The organism is Francisella persica ATCC VR-331, assembly GCF_001653955.1.
GTDB classification, from domain to species: Bacteria; Pseudomonadota; Gammaproteobacteria; order Francisellales; family Francisellaceae; genus Francisella; species Francisella persica.
The window spans coordinates 1,012,398-1,031,664 of record NZ_CP013022.1 but is presented as its reverse complement, the minus strand read 5'-3'; the positions used below and the strand labels follow the sequence as shown (position 1 = coordinate 1,031,664).

Genomic DNA, 19,267 nt, shown 5'->3' with positions numbered 1-19,267 from the left:
CCTTAACTTAAAAAGTTTGCTAAGCTGACAAAATCTCCAACACTTAAATTCTCTGCTCTAAGATTAGTATCTATACGCAGTGTGTTATGATCAATTTTTCGCTCTTTTAATATACACTTTAAGTTATTATGCAAAGTTTTTCTACGTTGCGCAAAGCTTTGTTTGACAATTTTTTCAAAAAAATTGTAGTTTTTTAGTAATAATTTATTATCTTTAGGTTTAAGTCGTAGAATAGCTGAGTCAACCTTAGGCTGTGGATAAAAAACTTCGGGAGGAATTTTTAAAATCATACTACAGTTAAAGTGATACTGTAATATCACCGATAATCTTCCATAGGATTTACTATTAGGCAAAGAAACTATTCTTTCAACAACTTCTTTTTGTAGCATAAAATGAGCATCAACAATTTTCTCACTATCTTTGATTACTTTAAAAAGGATTGGTGAGGAAATATTGTAAGGAAGATTACCTATTAGTTTTATTTTTTTATTTGATGTACTCTCCAAAGAAGACATATCAAATTTCAAGAAATCTTGATTATATATACGTGGAATTCCATATTTTTGGCAATTTGCTACCAGTATATCAATAACACTTGTATCAAACTCAACAACACTGACATTATCACTACTTGAAAGTAAATATCTTGTCAGAGCCCCTAAACCAGGTCCAATCTCGACGACTATATCATGCTTTTTTATATTAGCTAGCTGAACAATCTTACGAATTATATTTTCATCTTGTAGAAAATTCTGTCCTAGCGATTTCTCTGCCTTTGTCTTATATTGCATTTTAGTAAAGTTCAGGTGTTTTAAAATCTTCTTCGAGTATTTCTATATATGCATCATCTTTCATTGATGTTAGCCAAGTTTTATAAATTTCTTGAGCCTTTTCAGAGAATATTGCTTCTAATGCTTTTTGTTCTTTAAGCTGCTCAGTAGCATCATACTCTTTGGTTTTGGTATATTTAATAATCATCCAAGTTTTACCATCAGCTTGAAAAGGTTCTGATAATTCGTTTTCTTTTAATTGCTTAATTTGTGCAAACGCAGCAAGAGGTAATGAAGGTGGACTATCAAGTTCTGATACCCATCTAAATTTACCATTAGGATGATCATAATTTTGGTTATATTTCATCGCAACTTTAGCAAATTCTTGACCACTCTCAATAGCAATTCTTGCTCTTTCAAGAGAACTTTTAGCACCATCCTCGGTCATACTACCATCGAGCTTTATCTCTATGGCATAAACATAATACTTTGTTACTTTTTTACTTAAAATTGGTGCTTTTTCATCAAGATTATCTATATATATCATTTGCAATGTATGATTAACTATAAAAGGTTGCGATACTTGATGATCTTTAAGTCCTTTTACATATTTCTTATATATCTCAGGTATTGAATCAAACTTAACCTGTTGACTAACTATACCTCCAGAGATTGCATTTGAAGCTTGAGAAAACTGCTTAACAACTTCAGAAAAATCAATACTACCGTCATTGACAGCAAGAGCTAGTTTTTTAAACAAATCTATTTTCTTTTGGCGCGCTTTTTGAGAATCTGGTAAAGCCACAATAAGATTTTTAAGCGTATATAACTTAATAGGAGCCATTTCTTTATCAAACTGTTTTTGATGTTTTTTAATATATTTCTGTATTTCTTCAGGGGAAACATATACTTGCTGTGCTATAGCTTGCTGTTGCAGTCGGCTTATCATAAGCTGATCTCTAATTCTTTTTTTATAACTATCAAAAGACATACCAGCTGCTTCGATATTAAGCTTTAAAGACCACATCGATACACCATTTTTTGCAGCAATATCTTGTATTGTGGTATCTAATTGTTGGTTAGATATTGTAATATTATTACGCTCCGCAAGTTGCAATAAAACACTTTGAGATATCAAGTCTTGTAGCGCCTGTCTTTTTAGTTTTAGAGGATCTGTATTAAAAGTTGAATTTGGCTGCATTGCTTTTAGCTTAGCAACCTCTTGATCTAACTCAAAAGATGTAATTGGTTTACTATTTACTATGGCAACTGTCTTGTTTACAAGATACTTTTTATCTGATGTATTGATTGACACTGCCGATGTAGCATCAAAAGAGTTTTGAAACATAGCTGAAGAGATATCTGAATAAGCATTAGTTAATATGAGGACCAACGAAATAATTATCATTAACTTCTTCATTACACACCTTCTCCCCACTCTCCTACTTTATAACCATTTATTTGTTGTAGATATGAAGATATATTACTAGTATTACCAATACCTCCAAGGCCTTTTAACTCAAATTCAACCATATAAGTATTAGTCAAATCACCAAGTTTTGTTGGATTGTTAGGATCTTGATTGGTATATGCACTTGCTTGCCATAGAGCTCTAACTGCCCAAGACTTAGCATTATATTGAACACCTACAAATACGTTAGAGATTAGCTTTTGCCTAAAGTTATAGTTCCATAATGATGTAATACCCCAATGATCAGTAACATTTAGAACTGTTGATAGAGTGATAGTTTCTTGAGATGGAGGCATTTGTCCCTGGTTTATTTGCTCCTGAGTAATAGAGTTCCAGTTGTCTAAAATATTATTATATGAAATATTGAAAATATTCTCATTTTCATCCTTATATGATAGTTGATAGACTTGATAATCTACTTTTTGAGTTTGGAATCTATAGTTAATTTGTGCTGAAAGATAAATATTTTTCATAACCTGAAACTCAAAAGATGACATAACAGGTGAGAAAATATTTTTTGAATATGGATCTTCCAAGCCAGGATATGGACAAGCTGAGTTTCCTTGACACAAATTAACCTTTCTATCAGCAAAATACACCATCTGACCAATTTTAGCAGATGCTAAAGTACTTCCATCATCTTGGCTAGTAATGTAAGACTCTAGTGCATATGTCAACTTGTTGGCATTATTAATCCTATCATAACCGGTAAACCTATTCACTTGAAACATTTGCATATATTGCTCATTCTGTAAGTTCGTATCAAATATAGGGATATCATTCTGATTCTGATAAGGGATATAAGTATAAAATAGTCTAGGTCTGATGGTCTGAGTGTATGAACCATTCTCAGTAGTATAATCTCTATCAAAATACGCCCCTGCATCAATATTAAATATAGGTAACACACTAGTCACACTATTTTTACTAAATTGAATAGTATCTGTAGTTTTATTATTTAATTGATAATAACGAATAGGTACTTCTAACGATGGGTTTAGATATACCCAGTTATTAGCAAAATTTCCTTTTATCTTTGGAGCTTCATAAGATCTAAAACCACTCACATTAGTTCCTTCTACAGAACTCACACTTGGATTAACTGGCCATGGTGATTTGTAAAAATACGTATTTAGGGTATTTGCACTAAGTGTCACGTAATCAGGAGTGTAACCATCTGATGTTACATTAAACCTCGCCTCAGGAAGTTTAGCATAAGGTATATTAGCAAGGTCAATAGTTGGATTTACAACACCATAGTCTAATACAGTTATACCAGAATCTATATAGTCATTACCATAGTTTAGATTAAACTCTCTATCTAATAATGTCTTTGTAACTAAGTTAATATTTCCAGCCGAAAAATCATTATAGTAGTTCTGATCACTAACATACTCATATTTCAAGTTTGTATTAAAATTCTCATACTGACCTGTAGTTGATAAGGTAAAGGCGCCACGTATTTTTCCTTTTTTAAAATCATAAGGCACTATTGAGCCCTCAAACTGGCCTTGGAAATATTTAGTCATATAACGGAATGTACCATTTTCCATTATACCTCTTTCAGACCATATAACATTATTTAGTAACAAGTCATAATTAGGGGCAAGATTAAAATAATAAGGCACCGATAAACCAATACCAGAATTAGCATTTTGCACAAAACTTGGAAACAAGAAACCTGATCTTCTTTGATTATTAATTGGATGTGAAAAAAATGGCACGTACATTACTGGAATATCTTGGATTTCAAAATAACCATTCTTTACATATGCCATTCCAGTATTTGTATCTATATCAATATTATTACCGGTAATTTTCCAAGCATTATCATAAGGATCACCTGAGGTAATATATCCATCAGTGAGTATTAGGTCACCTGAAGTTTCTTTTTTGAATGTTTTAGCATAACCACGTAAATAACCACTAAAATGATCTTTATCATATATACGAGTATCAGGCATTTCGCGTGCTAATCTAAAGTATGCTTCACCGGTACTATAAGTTTTATTCATAATATCAGCATCTAACTCTGTAGTACGGATAACTATACCTGTCGATGGTTGCTTAGCGATAACATTGCCAGTCATAACTAGCGACCTTATAGCACTGTTATTATAATTTAAGTTTATTATCGCATTATTACCATACAGTTCCTGATCACATTGTAGTACTTGGACATTTCCAGATGCTATTAATGTTCCATCATTATCAAACTCAGATCTCTCATAGCTAAGATCTGTTTTTTTAGACTCACATAATGCTTTAGTAAACTGACTATCGTTACTGTAGTATCCACCAACAAAATATGATGGCTTATTAACCCATGCTAGATCATCTGCAATAGCTTTTTCTTTTTCTGCTGTAATAAGCTCTTTACTGAAAACATTTTTTGGCTTCTTTGCTCTTTTACAACTCCACTCGCCGTCGACAACTTTACACTGCCAATCTTCTTTAATAGGGTTATTACTTATTATCCGCGCAGCATTTGCCTGCACTGTAAACAATACAGTACCAAAACACATCAACAGATACTTATTAATCCAATTTAACATAATTGACCTTGAAAGCCTTAATTTATTGAGTTTTAAAAAAATAACCGTGGTATTATATCTACATTTGAAAGATATTTCCATTCTAATTTAAAAATCTAGATATAACAAAACAATTGGGCTATTAAAATGAATATAGAAAATTATTTATCAGAAATTCTTGCAAAAGTATTCCAAAAACTAGGTTATGCAGAAAGTTTTGCTAAAGTTGTAACCTCAACTCGTGAAGGTGTGGGACATTTTCAGTGTAATGGAGCTATGCCTTTAGCTAAATTTGTAAAAAAACCACCTTTTATAATTGCCGAAGAGATAATAGAGCATATTGATGCCAAGGATGTTTTTGCAAAACTAGAAGTTGCTAAACCAGGTTTTATAAACATGACTTTAGCACCAAGATTCTTAGCTAATACTACAGATAAGTTTTTAAATTCCGTTAAGTTTGGTGCTCAAAATTATTTATCATCTAAAAAAGTAGTTCTTGACTTTGGTGGTCCTAATGTTGCTAAACCAATGCATGTTGGTCATATTAGATCGGCACTTTTAGGTGATGCTTTACAAAGGATCCACCGATTCTATGATGATATTGTTGTCTCTGACGTACACCTAGGTGATTGGGGTACGCAAATGGGTATGCTTATAGAGGAAATAAAACTACAATCGCCACAACTTGCATATTTTGATGAAACTTATACCGGAGAGTATCCTTCTGAATCACCAGTAACTGTTCAAGAGCTAGCTGAAATTTATCCTCGTGCTTCGAAAAGATGTAAATCTGACATAATTGAAATGGAAAAAGTTAGACTAGCTACCTTTGAATTACAACAAGGCCGCAGAGGCTATGTTGCACTTTGGCAACATTTTGTAAAAATTTCGATAGATGCAATTAAAAAAGATTTTGATAGCTTAGATGTACATTTTGATTTATGGTTAGGTGAAAGTGATGCTAATAAATTTGTCAATGAGATGATTAATTACTTTAAAGCTAATAATTTTATCTATGAAGATCAAGGTGCTTGGATTATAAATACAAATAAAGATGGTGTACCACCTCTTATAGTCATCAAAAAAGACGGTGGTTTTATGTACGGTACTACCGATCTAGCTACTTTGTGGCAACGCAGTAGAGATCTCGATCCAGATGAAATAATCTATGTAGTTGATAAAAGACAGTCTCTTCATTTTAAACAAGTATTTAGCGTTGCTGAGAGAACAAAAGTTGTCAGTGAAAAATGTAAACTTAAACACGTAGCCTTCGGCACAGTTAATGGCAAAGATGGTCGCCCTTTTAAAACTCGTGAAGGTGGTGTGATGCATTTGGCAGATTTAATTTCTCAAGCAAAAGAATATGCCAAAAACAGGATGCCTGACGAGCACGATGATAGTATTATTGATCAAGTAGCTATGGCAACTATTAAATTTGGTGACCTAGTCAATAACTATGCTAATGATTATATCTTTGATTTAGAAAAATTTGCGCAGCATGAAGGTAAAACAGGCCCTTATCTTTTATATACTGCAGTTAGAGCCAAATCAATTCTTAGAAAAATATTTGGTGAAAACTATGATATCCAATCTCTAATTCTAATAAAAGATTACAAAGTTGTAAATGCACATAATGAACATGAAGAAAAACTCCAGTTGCAATTAATACAGTTTCCTATTGCTGTACAAAGAGCTTATGAAAATTCGCAACCACATCATATTTGCGAGTATGCATACTCATTAGCTAATAGTTTTAACAAATTTTATGTTAATTGTCCTATTATTAATCTTGATGATAAGTCATTTAAAAAAGCAAGAATTGCTCTATGTATGGCAACTGTTAAAGCTATGACAATCGCTTCAGATTTATTAGGTATCTCTATTCCAGAGAGAATGTAAGAGATAAATTTCAACTTATGATAATCTTTAATTATTTTAAATAATCATTTTCTTTTTGAATAAATTAAGCATTAAGATTTAATAATTTTTAGTTTTAAGTAAATTTATGTTAAAAATCTTCAAGTAACCAAAGGCTTTTCATACTATTTTTATGCTAGAAAAATATGTGAGCGCTTTGGTTATCAAGCTCTAATATCTATTTTAGTTGTCTATTTGCAAAAAGAAAGTACTCATTTAATGAAAGTCAAGCAATCGAACGTATGAACCTTGCCGATTTAGTATGTGCTTTTATTGTCTTAGGTGGTTATATTGGCGACTTTATTTTAGGATCAAAACGAAAACTATTTTGTCTTTGGTCTTACTATCTTATTATGTGGTTATATACTTTTGGGGCTATTGGTGATAAAGAGACAACTTTATGTGGCTTGATTTGTGTGGGCACAGGGCTTTATTAAAGTTAAAACAAACGAGCCTACTATCTAAATGTTATGACCATAGTGATTCAGAACAAATTAGCAATGCTTTTAAACATTTCTTATATGGCTATTAAACTAGTTTTGTTGTTATCTCTATGGCTTTTTTGCTATAGTAACTTTTGTAGGCTTTAGCTTTACAATGAAACATATTTCAACATACGCTGGTGTAAGCTTAATTTATATTACATATTTTGGGTCATTATAGGTGCAGCAGTGATGATATATTAGTTAAAGCACTATTAGCTCTTATTTATTTGTAGCTAAACTAATAGTTATTCTTAGTTATGTGAGGCCATAGTATATATGATTCATATTATATACAAATGGCATCTTCAGTAATATTTTCACAATTTAAAATACTGATCATCTAATCTTAGGGGGCGCTATGAGACTTTTCAAGCCTTAAACAACTTTCTGGATATTTTGTACTAAGACCAATTCTAGCGATATATTATGTACTCAAATCATATTGGTTATTTGCTAGATATGCTTTACAGGCATTAGGCGAACCTGATATAAGCAATGTAGTTATCGATGTTTACTCGACTTGCTCTAGCTAAAGTTAATGGCTTTATGATAGGAATATGGTAGTTTTTTTTAGCATTTGCCTCAATATTAAGTGGCCTAATTGCACAAATAACAGCTGTTAGCAAAGAACAAGTTTCTTCATAAATGCTTTATCATCATTAGACAAATATATTCAGCTCTTTTTGGTGATAGGTATTAGCATAATAGTTGTTGCATTTTTTTCTTTTAGTTTATAGCCATTTAAAAGAAAACTTATTAGTAAATAAAATAACTTTTATTTATTAACTTACTAAAATCTATAGAATAGTTTTTTGATCTTTTTAAAAACGCTTTTTTATTAAGCACAAATGCAAAAATATCCTCGCCTTTTCTGGCGAAAGAGTCACTGAGGATACAAGATCAAATTTATAATCTAAATATTTTATAATTTAAACATTATAGTTATGAGTAACCTTACCAGAACCGACATAACTTGAACGTACCAATACAAACCTTTAGCTCGTGCTTTCCTAAGCAAATCTTCTTGATCAGATGTAGAATATTACCATCTCCAAGACCTGCAAGGTAATATTTATAGCCAACACACTATCTAAAAACTGTGCAGAAATATCAGCTGATTCATAAATCACAAACCTTAGGTAAGGCAGTTATTTTTTGCAAATCATCGATATTTGAATTATTACTAACATATTTAGGACTTTGATAATAATATCAACATCATTAGTATAATACTGTACCTAATTTACCATAATTTGGAACTTGAAATGTATCAACATTTGTTGTAATAGTCTTAGCAACAGCAATTGCAGTTAAAATTTCTTCATTCATCACAACTAAGACACGCTTACCAATCGACTGTTTGTTTACGGCAGTAACTAAGTAAAACAACAGGTTTCTTTACATCTAAACTTGATTAAGGGAAACCGCTGTTTGTACTATATACTATCATTATAATGAGTAATAATCACAGCATCAATATTTGGATCATACATTAGTTTTTGTACATACTCAGCAAACTTAATTCACAGTAGCATTGTTTTATATACACTATCAATATTATAAAATTGTTCTTTATATTCGCTAATTTACTAAAAGCTGGTTCTTTTTCTCAAATGTCTCACTAATTGATAAACTTCCAGCTTTATAGACAGCAAATAGTACTAGTTTCGACAATGTACACATTTGGTCAAGCTGCTCAAGCAAGCTAAATATAATAATAAAATATAGCTATAGCAACTACAGTTTTTTAAAATATCTACTCATATAATATTTACTATTAACTAAAGTAATAATAGAATCCTGATTGAGGCATAATTCTACATCAAGACTAGAAAAAACTATTAAAAGACAGAATTTATAAGCTATTGCTATACTATAACAATCCTAATTTTTCAAAACCGATTTTGTTTAAAGCACTATATAAAATAACCGCCACAGAATTTGATAAATTTAAACTACGACTATTTTTATGCATTGGTATCTTAAGCTGTGTTTGTCTAAGTAGCTCTAATACATCTGCAGGTAAACCTCTAGTTTCAGGGCCAAAAAGCAAAACGTCATCACAACCAAAATTTACTTGATGATAATATTGTTTTGCTTTGGTTGTACATACCCAAATTTGCTTATCTTTATTTTCTTGATAAAACTCAGCGAAGTTTTTATAAATCTTAAGATCGACAAACTTGTGATAGTCTAAACCTGCTCTTCTTAGTTGTTTATCTTCTAACTTAAAACCTAAAGGCTCAATAAGATGCAAATTAGCTCCAACATTAGCACACAGCCGAATAATATTCCCCGTATTAGGCGGAATCTCTGGTTCGTATAAAACTATATCTATCATATTTTAATATTTTAATCTTTTAACCAATTAGCCATATTTAAAGCACTATATGTAAGTATCACTTTAGCGCCAGCTCTTTTCATCGATATAAGTGTTTCAATAGTAATTAGCTTTTCATCAACTAAGCCGGCACTAACGGCAGCTTTTATCATCACATACTCACCGCTGACATGATATGCTGCTATTGGTAAATCTATAATATGATTTAGCTCATTGATGATATCCAGATAACTTAATGCTGGCTTAACCATAATAAAATCCGCACCCTGCTCAACATCTGCAAGCGCTTCACGGATTGCTTCTTTCTTATTGCGATAATCCATCTGATAAGTTTTACGATCACCATTAAGTGATGAATTACAAGCACTTCTAAATGGGTCATAATATGCAGACGCATATTTGACAGAATATGACATAATACTTACAGTCTCAAAATTTGCCTCATCTAAAACTTGTCGTATTGCAATTATCATCCCATCTATCATCCCACTTGGTGCTACAATATCTGCTCCAGCCTGCGCGTGAGAAACAGCTGTTTTTTGTAATATTTCTAATGTTTTATCATTATCAACATAATCATATTCATCTAAAACCCCACAATGCCCATGTGGTGTAAAACTACACATACATACATCTGTAGCTACTACAAGCTCTGGAGCAACTTGTTTAATTTTTCTAATTGCCTGCTGTGTTATACCATTAGGATCGTAATTCTCCGATGCAACAAGATCTTTAGTTTTGGGTATACCAAATATCATTAGACTTTTTATTCCAGCCTTGACAACTTGATCAACCAACTCATCAAGTCTGTCTACTGACCAGTTATATTGATTTGGTATACTTGAAATTTCTTTTTTAATGCCTTGACCATGTACGACAAATATTGGATACATCAAGTCATCAACATTTAAAGTTGTCTCGGCAACCATATCGCGAAAAGCTTGTGTAATCCTAAGTCTGCGTGGACGTGATATTGGAAAACTCATATTCTATACCTACCTTTTGCCTTTATTTGGGTTTCTTCTATATAAGACTATAATATTGCCAATAATCTGCACAAGCTCAGACTTTGTGGTTTGAGTAATTTCACTGGCAATTTGTTGCTTTTCTTCTTTAGGTAAACGACCTGCCTTTACCTTTATTAATTGATGTGATGCTAAAGCTAAGTCAATCTCTAAAATTACATTTTCTGTTAAGCCTTTCTCACCTATCAGAACGACTGGCTTTAAGCTGTGTACTTGAGCTTTTAATTTTTTTTGTTGTTTTACATCCATTTTATTTTTACCTATTTTATAATTTCTAATATTAAGTGTTCTAGGACTAATTCTTTATCTACATTTTTAAATTTTACAAAATAACTTCGTGCCTTTAGAGCTTTAGAATACAGTTTGTATATATAATCAGCATCAAATTTAGCCGCAAGATATTTTATCACTGCTAGTTTATCATAGTTTGCTATGTCTTGGTTTTGCTCATCAAGTTTATAGTAATAAACATCTATAACTATACTAGTTAACCAATAAAGAGTATCATTAAAATGTAGGTTATCTGCTTTCAGAAACACATTTAGATTAACCTGATTAGCCAGCACTTTAATCAAGTTATTTCTCAGTCGCCAAAAATGTTGCTCAAGCTTAATTTTAGCAATTATATTTATATCATTACGTGTCATTTGTAGTGACTTTTCAATAGCATCTTTTGACATATCAAATGTATATTTTAGATAATTATACTTATCGTTTTGAGTAAATTTGATATCATAAACTAAAGATCTACTTTTGACAGTCGCTAAAACACCATTGTAGTTTCTTGTAAACATCAAAAAAAAAGTATTCTGTGTTGGTTCTTCTAAAGTTTTCAATAATGCATTAGCGGCTGATTCATTTAATAAATCAAGCTCTTGAATTATAATAATCTTTGCTAAATCATTATGTGCGGTCAACTCGCAATTTTTGATTATTTTTTTAATTTCTGTAACTTTAATCTCATCATTTTCAATCGCTGCTATATTGATATACGGCGAGTCATTATAACTAAGTGTTTTCTCACCTAACAATAATTGACACAACGAGTTAATAAAGCTATCTAGCAATACAGCATCCTCTACTCTGAATATAAAAGCATGATGCAGTATATGCTTAGCTTTTTGCTCTAGAAAATTATCTAGAAGTTGCTGATGTGTAGTTAGAGATAACACTTTTATGCTATATTATTTTATGTGCATACAAGAAGTTTGCTATAGTTCTTTTAAGCATATTAAGCTTAGACTTTAATAATCCCTTTTCTTTTTTTATAACATAACTTACTTCATATATATCATACTGTTTGTTAAGTAAATCGATTAAATAATCATCATAAGTCTGAATTTTATCAATCAAGCCTAACTCAAGGGCATCTTTACCAAACCAATATTCGCCAGTAGCTACTTTATTAATATCTAGACTTGGTCTATATACCAAAATATGTTTTTTAAATAGCTCATGAATACTCTCTAAATCTTGCTTAAACTTATTACGTCCTTCTTCAGTATTAATACCAACTGTGGTTAATGTACGCTTATACTCTCCAGAAGTATGCATTTCAACATTGATGCCATTTTTTTCAAGTAATTCTCTAATATTAGGAATAGTGCCAACAACTCCAATAGAGCCAACTATAGCAAATGGTGCTGCTATTATTTTATGTGCAACAGCTGACATCATGTAGCCACCACTTGCAGCAACTTGATCAATACAAACTGTCAGATTTATTCCAGACTGACGAATGCGCTCTAGTTGCGCTGCTGCAAAACCATAACCATTAACAACACCTCCTGGACTATCTATCCTAACAATAACCTCATTCTCTGAGTTAGCTACTGCTAAGACAGCTGAAACTTCATTACGCAGGTTTTCGACTTGCGAAGCATGGATATCACCATTGAAATTAAGAACAAAAGCTTTTTGTTTTGGCTTATCTTGCTTATTTAATTTTTTTTGCTCCTTTAAAAACTTTTTATACTCTTTTTTCTCAAGTAAGGTCTCTAAGAGCTGTTGTTTAGTCTGTTTATATTCAACTGCTATTTTATTTATCTCAAGCTTACCTTTAGCTAGCCTTACAGCTTCTTGTTTTGCTTTGCTTAATAATGAAAAAAAACTACCAATTACAAAGATTATAGCAGCAACAACTAACAAAGTACTAAAGGCAAAAAATACAAAATTTATAAAACTTTGATACCACATACTATTATATCCTTATCTATGTGCTCTTAGAGTTTTAAGCAATGATTCACCAGTGCCACCTTTTAAGTTAGCTTTTTTAACGGAGTCTCTAGCAAAGAGCCTTTTCATATATTCATAAATTGCACCATACTCCTCATCTAGAATAAATCCTTCTGCTTCTAAACAAATAATCAAAGCAGATATATAACAATCCGCTAGAGTAAAGCCAGAAGATATAAAAAACTCTGATCCAGTAAAAGCTTTCTCCATCACTAGTAGACTTTCTTTTAAATCTTTGAATATCGATTTAAGCTTCGCCTCGTTTGTCCTGTTCTTGCGAATTTGATCTAGTACTGGATACCACTCGTTATCAATCTTATCAAGCGATAAGCGTATCTTTATACGCTCATTGACCACACTTGGTAACAAACTTGGAGCAGGAAACCTCTCATCTATATAGATTAACAATGCTTTTCTATTATTAATATTATAGTCTTTCTCCCTTAAAACAGGGAAAACACCATTAGGAGAGATCTTCTTGATCATACCTGGTTCTAAGTCCCCAGCCTCCACAATATCTGTTGACATTTTTTTTTCTGATAAAGCAATTCTCGCTCTAAGCGAATATGGACAATACTTTGTTGTATATAATGTAACTTTCATCAAATATGCCTTTTTATAGATTAAAACAACTACTCTAATTTGTTATAATTGTAGATAGTAAGAACTTATATTAAATTTTACCATATTTGTGAATAACTACAACACAGACGAGCAAGGCTTTTTACTTGACTTTGCAAGTTGGGATATAAATTTCTGCAATTTAGCTGCTGCACAAGAAAATATATCACTGACACAAGATCATATACTTGTTATAAAGTTTCTACGTCAATTTTATCAACAAACCAATAAATCGCCAGCAATTAGAGAGCTTGTAAAAGTTTTGAAGGAAAAATACGATGAAAAAATAGGTAGTAGTCTATATTTACAAATGTTATTTCCAGTATCACCAGCCGTACAAGCAGCTAAGTTAGCTGGTTTGCCTAAACCTAAACGATGTATTTAAGATTAAAGGAGTAAAATCATATGACAAAAGTTTTTTGTAAAAAATATCATCAAGAGTTAGATGCAATTCCATTTCAGCCAATACCTGGCGAGCTAGGTAAAAAAATTCATGCGGAAATCTCTAATCAAGCTTGGCAAGCATGGTTAGCGTATCAAACCATCTTGATTAACGAATACCGTTTAAATCTAATTGATCAAAAAGCAAAAGAATTTCTCAAAGAACAAATGCATAAATTTCTATTTCAGAATGAAGAAGAAAAACCAGAACAATTCAGTGAAATATAGTTGCAAATAATCTTAAGGCTAATATTTTCTTGAGTTTTTGATTAATTACAGCTAAATTTACCCCATGCTTTTGACAGAAAATACTAACATGAGTAAATTTAAAAATTCTTACTATTTTGATATATTTATTTTACTAAGCATATATATAGTATATTTCTTTATCTTTCTTGGTTGGCGCCATCTTAGTATACCCGATGAGGGTCGCTATCCCGAAATAGCACGCGAAATGCTAAGCTCTGGTAACTGGGTTACTCCAACTATCAATGGTGTACCTTTTTTAGATAAGCCGCCTCTTTATTATTGGCTTGAGGCTACTTCAATCAATTTTTTTGGTATTAACCCATGGGCAATTAGGCTACCTCAAGCTTTATTTGGTATATTAGGATGTATTTCGATATATACTTTTGGTAGGTACTTCTATTCGCGCTTTGCTGGAATTCTAGCTAGTCTTATTTTATCTGCAAATGTACTTTATTTTTTTGAGGCTCACTATGCAAATATGGATCTTATAGTAGCTAACCTACTTTGGATTGCATTTTTTTTATGCCTAGCTAGTTTAAAACAGACTAATGCTAAGGCTAAGCGCTTGCTTATGTATACAGCATATTTTGTCTCTGCCCTAGCATTTCTAACTAAAGGACTTATGTCTATTGTCTTTCCATGCATGACTATATTTATTTGGATGCTTATAACTAATAATTGGTATAGACTAAAAGAACTATATATACCTACAGGAGCAGTATTATTTGTTGCTATAGTCACACCTTGGCTAGTATTAGCACAGCAACAAAACCCTGACTTTTTATATTTTTTCTTCTATTTTCAACAATTTTATCGCTTTGTTGGTCATGGCTTTAACAATGCAATAGGACCATGGTTTTATTTTGTAGTCATCCTCGCTGTATTCTTACCATTTAGTGTCTTACTCCTTAATAGATTATTTAAAGGTACAAAAATAATTTGGCAAAATAGAAAGCAAGACTCCACAACTTTTTTAATAGCATCTTGGTGTTTGTTAATTTTAGTATTTTTTTCAATTCCCAGCTCAAAAATCGTAAGCTATATTTTGCCTATATTTGCACCATTATCACTATTAATGGCATTATCATTTGAGAAAATAGTTAAAAATAATGACAATATTACTATGTTTAAAAAAATGCATATTATTACAAGCATAATATTTCTAGTAGCCGCTGTTGCTATTATCGTATTTTCTTTAATGCAAAAGCTTCTTTTAAATACTGAAGTACCTTTGCTATATACTACTTTAGTAGTAGTAACTGCGTTGATAATAGCTTTTAGTCTTAAATTATCATTAAAAAATCAAATTAAACAGGCAATTACGCTAATAATTTTTGCTCTAATGCTACTTAATATTTTAGGACAACTTGTAATTCCTTATTTTGATCTAAGAACTTCTGAGCCTCTCGTTACTAAGGTACTCAATGATTCTAATTCAGATACTATCTTTGTTTATTATAATAGGCCACAACCAAAACATTTTATATTGAAAGAAGAGCTAAAACAAAAAGGCTATGATGAAGATCTACCAATATTACTCAATGGTAATATCTACATAGTTTACAACTGGAATACTTATAAGCCTGAAATCGATAACTGGGCAAGAGAATTTTACTATGGCATAAACCAATATAAACAAGCACATAATGGTCAATGGCCTAAATATCTAATAACTTATCCTGAATTTAATAAACTGCTAAATACTAACAAAAATATTATTATCTTTACTTCTGAAAAACAGTTACAAAAATTAAAACAAACATACCCTAGCATAAATTTTGAAATTAAAGGTAGCTATAATAAAAATGTTGTAGTCATGGTTGTAAAATAACTAAATTGAAGACTATTAATAATTAAACTACTTAACTTTTAGTGAGTTTTAAAAACATAAAGTTAAAATTTTTGCTCCTATTAAAATTAAAATAACACTAATTAAATGTTAGTATTTAAGCATATTAATATGCATAAGATTAATTGGGTAACTCGACAAAAGTAAGCAATTACTTACCAAAAGACTTTTTTCTTTCTAACTAAAAATAAAAGCTTAGATCAATTAGATAAACAGGGTTACAAAATAGAAAATATATAAGATTTTAAATATTTCTACTTTCATATTCATCAATAATATATCTAGGGCGCTTTTTTGCCTCATCAAATATACGACTTATATACTCACCTAAAACTCCCAGAGAAATAAGCTGAACACCACTAAAGAACATAATACTCACAACTATAGTTGGCCAACCTGATACATTGACATTATTAAAGAACAAGCTTTGAACAAAAATATAAAAGCCGTATGTCAATGCAAATATTGAAATTACAATACCTAAAACAGATATCAATCTAAGAGGAACTGATGAGAAAGAGAATATACCAGTAAATGCTAGCTTAAAGAGTTTTTTGTATCCCCAGCGACTTGAAGTACCATCTTTACGATCTGCTACCTCAAATGGGACAGCATAAGAGCTAAAGCCAATCCATGCAAAAATCCCCCTAATAAAATGACTATTCTCAGGTAGTGAATTAAATGCTTTTATACATTGTTTATCTAATAATCTAAAATAACCAGCATTAGAAGGAATTTTCACTCCCATAAGCTTATTGCTAAGCTTAAAGAATGTCTTAGATAGAAAACTTCTTGTAGCACTCTGATCATTTCTTGTTCTTACGCCATAAACATTAGAGTAGCCTTCACACCATTTGCTGTAAAACTGATCTATTATTTCAATAGGATGTTGGAAGTCACAATCCATTATTATTGCAGCATCAGCATCTTTAGATGCTTCTAGACCAGCTGTAATAGCTGCCTCCTGACCAAAGTTTCTTGAAAAACTAATAAATTTGATATTGATCTGATCAACTAATTTTTGAATAATTCTCTTAGAATTATCTGAACTTCCGTCATCAACAACTACTATTTTATAGTTTATAGTAATTTGGCTAAGTTTAGCTGCTAGCTCCCTCAAAAAGGGATCTATTAGTACTTCTTCATTATAAACTGGTATCACCGCATAAACAATCGGTTTATCAACATTCCTACTTGTCATCACAAATACAAACTACATTAAGCTTAATTATAATGATATTATAACTATGAAAGTATAAAATATATAGTAGTAAAGGCAGTAATTATACTAGCAAATAAAAGTTATGGTAAAAAAAATAATAATTTGTGCAGATGACTTTGGTATGAGTGATAATATTAACAGCGCTATTATTAATCTTTTAGAAAAAAAGATTATTAATGCCACTAGCTGTATGCCAAATATGCCAGCATTCAAACTAGGAATTGTTCAATTGAGAAAAATATATGATGATTTTAGTCATGTTGGCATACATTTAAATTTAACTGAGGGTAGTGCTTTTACAAATCCAAAATCTATAACTAGTAATCGCAAATTTTTATCGCTATCAAAACTTCTTGTTAAATCAAAACTCAGAGCAATAAGTTATGACCATGTTTATAATGAGTTGAAAGCTCAGATAAATAAATTTATCGAACATTGGGGTGAGTTACCTGATTTTATAGATGGTCATCAGCATGTTCATCATTTTCCAGTGATTAGAAAAGCTGTTATAAATCTATATAAAGATTTCAATATGTATACTAAGCAAACATATATTCGCTCAACATATAAAATGGATAAGTCAAATTTTAAGTCACTAATAATTTATCATAGCGGCGCAAAAAAATTCTATAAAATGTTAATAAACAATAATATCAAACATAACTCAAGTTTTTCTGGTATCTACTCGTTAGAGAGTAATAATCAAGACTTTAGAAGAGTTATTCTAGAAGCTTACGCCGAAATTAAAGATGGTGGCATAATAATGTGTCACCCTGCTGTTGATATTGATATAAAAGACCCAATATCGCAATCACGCGTTAAAGAATTTGCATACTTAAACTCCAAACAAGCGCTAAAAGATCAGAAAGATCACAACATTATACTACAATAACTACTATTTTACCTTCTTGTAGATATAGCGTGGATTAATCATATCTGCTAAAAGTTTGTTCTCAAAATCAACTCTAACCAAGACGCCTAATGTATAACACATAATTAATAAACTACTTCCTCCATAACTTATAAGTGGTAGTGTAAGCCCCTTAGTAGGGAGTAATCCTATATTAACACCAATATTAACAAAAACTTGAAAGGCAATCCAAAAGCCAACACCATAAGCAAGAAAAGCCTGATAGTATCTCTTAAGTTCAAAGGCCATTTTAGCAATACTCATAGCTCTAAACACAATAAATAAATACACTGCAAGTAAAACCATCAAGCCAACAACACCTAACTCTTCAGTAATTACAGAAGTGATAAAGTCAGTATGTGCCTCTGGTAAGAAAAACTGTTTTTGAATACCATTGCCAAGCCCATCACCAAACCAGCCACCACGTCCAAAACCTATCAACGCTTGAACAAGCTGATAGCCAGAGCCATTAGCATTTTCCCATGGGTGTAAAAAACCTGTGATTCTGTGCATTCGATATGGTGATATAATTACTAACATTGCTGCCATCATAACCATAGCACCCAAAAGTAAACCATACCAACGCACTTTGTTACCTGATACAAACAGCATCCCCATAACACATATTGAGATAACAACTGTAGAGCCAAAATCTGGCTGCATCAACAACAATATAGCGATACAACCCAATAAAGTGATTGGTGTGAGAATTCCTTCTTTAAAACTAGCCATTTTTTTTAGATTTTCAGCGATATAACCTGAGAAGAATATAATTGTTAAAAGTTTAGCTAACTCTGCAACTTGGATATTAATAATTAACAAAGGTATCCAGCGTCGCGCACCGTTAACACTTTTTCCAATTCCTGGCACAAGTACAGCAACCAAAATAATCAGCATCACAAAGAAAAAAGTATTATAATTCTTTTCATAATTCTTAGTTGGTACTAATAAAGTTAATAAAAACAAAAAGATTGCAATAATTGCAAAAAAACCCTGCCTAATAGAATAAAAATAAGGATTATTGTAGTCATCTAGAGCAACAATCATTGATGCAGAAGTCACCATCACCCAACCAAAAGTAAGCAGACCAAGCATTATAAAGACAATTGAAACATCAATCTCTAGTTTGGCTCTTACACGTTCTTTTTTTGAGTTTTTCCTGCTTAATAACAGCTTTAATCTATATAGCACTTTTAC

Annotated in this window: 17 protein-coding genes and 1 pseudogene; 6 read left to right on the top strand and 12 right to left on the bottom strand. The window is 31.4% G+C overall.

Translation table 11 applies throughout. The annotated features are described in order from the left end of the window. Positions 1-2: 2 nt before the first annotated feature. The 3 genes from rsmA to FSC845_RS04535 are packed head-to-tail and all read right to left on the bottom strand — an operon-like array spanning position 3 to position 4,796. Complete coding sequence (rsmA, locus tag FSC845_RS04545) at positions 3-791, bottom strand: 16S rRNA (adenine(1518)-N(6)/adenine(1519)-N(6))-dimethyltransferase RsmA (RefSeq protein ID WP_064460909.1); 789 nt, start codon at positions 789-791, stop codon at positions 3-5. A gap of 1 nt (position 792) precedes the next feature. After that, a complete protein-coding gene (locus tag FSC845_RS04540; protein ID WP_064460908.1) occupies positions 793-2,190 on the bottom strand; it encodes a SurA N-terminal domain-containing protein in 1,398 nt (465 codons plus the stop codon). Then, entirely contained in the window at positions 2,190-4,796 is a 2,607-nt protein-coding gene (locus tag FSC845_RS04535) for an LPS-assembly protein LptD (protein WP_064460907.1), read from the bottom strand. Before FSC845_RS04535 ends, FSC845_RS04540 begins: the two co-directional genes overlap by 1 nt. 126 nt (positions 4,797-4,922) lie before the next feature. Here FSC845_RS04535 and argS point away from each other — a divergent pair, with 126 nt between their 5' ends. Together argS and FSC845_RS08880 are read left to right on the top strand one after the other, a co-directional pair. Continuing rightward, positions 4,923-6,674: an arginine--tRNA ligase gene (gene argS, locus FSC845_RS04530; RefSeq protein WP_064460906.1), complete on the top strand. Its 1,752-nt coding sequence runs from the start codon at positions 4,923-4,925 to the stop codon at positions 6,672-6,674. A 260-nt stretch (positions 6,675-6,934) separates the two neighbouring features. Beyond that, the gene (locus FSC845_RS08880; protein WP_227806656.1) at positions 6,935-7,129 is read left to right on the top strand and encodes a hypothetical protein; all 195 of its coding nucleotides are present in this window, start codon (positions 6,935-6,937) and stop codon (positions 7,127-7,129) included. Between the two features lie 838 nt (positions 7,130-7,967). Here the strand turns inward: FSC845_RS08880 and FSC845_RS09700 are convergent. From FSC845_RS09700 to sspA, 7 genes and pseudogenes are all read right to left on the bottom strand, one after another. Then, a pseudogene (locus tag FSC845_RS09700) lies at positions 7,968-8,909 on the bottom strand (asparaginase domain-containing protein). A 141-nt stretch (positions 8,910-9,050) separates the two neighbouring features. Then, a complete protein-coding gene (gene trmL, locus FSC845_RS04515; protein ID WP_064460905.1) occupies positions 9,051-9,518 on the bottom strand; it encodes a tRNA (uridine(34)/cytosine(34)/5-carboxymethylaminomethyluridine(34)-2'-O)-methyltransferase TrmL in 468 nt (155 codons plus the stop codon). A gap of 11 nt (positions 9,519-9,529) precedes the next feature. Next, positions 9,530-10,504, bottom strand: a complete 975-nt coding sequence (gene hemB, locus FSC845_RS04510) for a porphobilinogen synthase (protein WP_064460904.1) — start codon at positions 10,502-10,504, stop codon at positions 9,530-9,532. 9 nt (positions 10,505-10,513) lie between these two features. Next, on the bottom strand, positions 10,514-10,792 hold the full coding sequence (yhbY, locus tag FSC845_RS04505; RefSeq protein WP_064460903.1) for a ribosome assembly RNA-binding protein YhbY: 279 nt from the start codon (positions 10,790-10,792) through the stop codon (positions 10,514-10,516). 11 nt (positions 10,793-10,803) lie between these two features. Continuing rightward, positions 10,804-11,715: a DNA polymerase III subunit delta' C-terminal domain-containing protein gene (locus FSC845_RS04500; protein ID WP_064460902.1), complete on the bottom strand. Its 912-nt coding sequence runs from the start codon at positions 11,713-11,715 to the stop codon at positions 10,804-10,806. A 7-nt stretch (positions 11,716-11,722) separates the two neighbouring features. Then, the gene (gene sohB, locus FSC845_RS04495) at positions 11,723-12,739 is read right to left on the bottom strand and encodes a protease SohB (RefSeq protein ID WP_064460901.1); all 1,017 of its coding nucleotides are present in this window, start codon (positions 12,737-12,739) and stop codon (positions 11,723-11,725) included. A 12-nt stretch (positions 12,740-12,751) separates the two neighbouring features. Then, positions 12,752-13,384 (bottom strand): transcriptional regulator SspA, encoded by a 633-nt coding sequence (gene sspA / locus FSC845_RS04490; RefSeq protein WP_144416476.1) that lies wholly within the window; start codon positions 13,382-13,384, stop codon positions 12,752-12,754. Between the two features lie 85 nt (positions 13,385-13,469). Between sspA and FSC845_RS04485 the strand changes: the two genes are divergently transcribed. The 3 genes from FSC845_RS04485 to FSC845_RS04475 all read left to right on the top strand — a co-directional run bounded on the left by FSC845_RS04485 (position 13,470) and on the right by FSC845_RS04475 (position 15,920). Beyond that, complete coding sequence (locus tag FSC845_RS04485; RefSeq protein ID WP_064460899.1) at positions 13,470-13,784, top strand: TusE/DsrC/DsvC family sulfur relay protein; 315 nt, start codon at positions 13,470-13,472, stop codon at positions 13,782-13,784. A 20-nt stretch (positions 13,785-13,804) separates the two neighbouring features. Next, positions 13,805-14,068: an oxidative damage protection protein gene (locus FSC845_RS04480; protein ID WP_064460898.1), complete on the top strand. Its 264-nt coding sequence runs from the start codon at positions 13,805-13,807 to the stop codon at positions 14,066-14,068. 88 nt (positions 14,069-14,156) lie between these two features. Continuing rightward, the gene (locus FSC845_RS04475; protein WP_064461732.1) at positions 14,157-15,920 is read left to right on the top strand and encodes an ArnT family glycosyltransferase; all 1,764 of its coding nucleotides are present in this window, start codon (positions 14,157-14,159) and stop codon (positions 15,918-15,920) included. Between the two features lie 262 nt (positions 15,921-16,182). Here FSC845_RS04475 and FSC845_RS04470 read toward each other — a convergent pair whose 3' ends face one another. Next, positions 16,183-17,142, bottom strand: a complete 960-nt coding sequence (locus FSC845_RS04470) for a glycosyltransferase family 2 protein (protein ID WP_144416475.1) — start codon at positions 17,140-17,142, stop codon at positions 16,183-16,185. A gap of 100 nt (positions 17,143-17,242) precedes the next feature. On the opposite strand from FSC845_RS04470, the gene naxD reads away from it, so the two are divergent. Further along, complete coding sequence (naxD, locus tag FSC845_RS04465) at positions 17,243-18,052, top strand: N-acetylhexosamine deacetylase NaxD (protein WP_064460896.1); 810 nt, start codon at positions 17,243-17,245, stop codon at positions 18,050-18,052. A gap of 3 nt (positions 18,053-18,055) precedes the next feature. Here naxD and ftsW read toward each other — a convergent pair whose 3' ends face one another. Beyond that, a complete protein-coding gene (gene ftsW, locus FSC845_RS04460; protein ID WP_064460895.1) occupies positions 18,056-19,261 on the bottom strand; it encodes a putative lipid II flippase FtsW in 1,206 nt (401 codons plus the stop codon). Between the last annotated feature and the right edge of the window lie 6 nt (positions 19,262-19,267).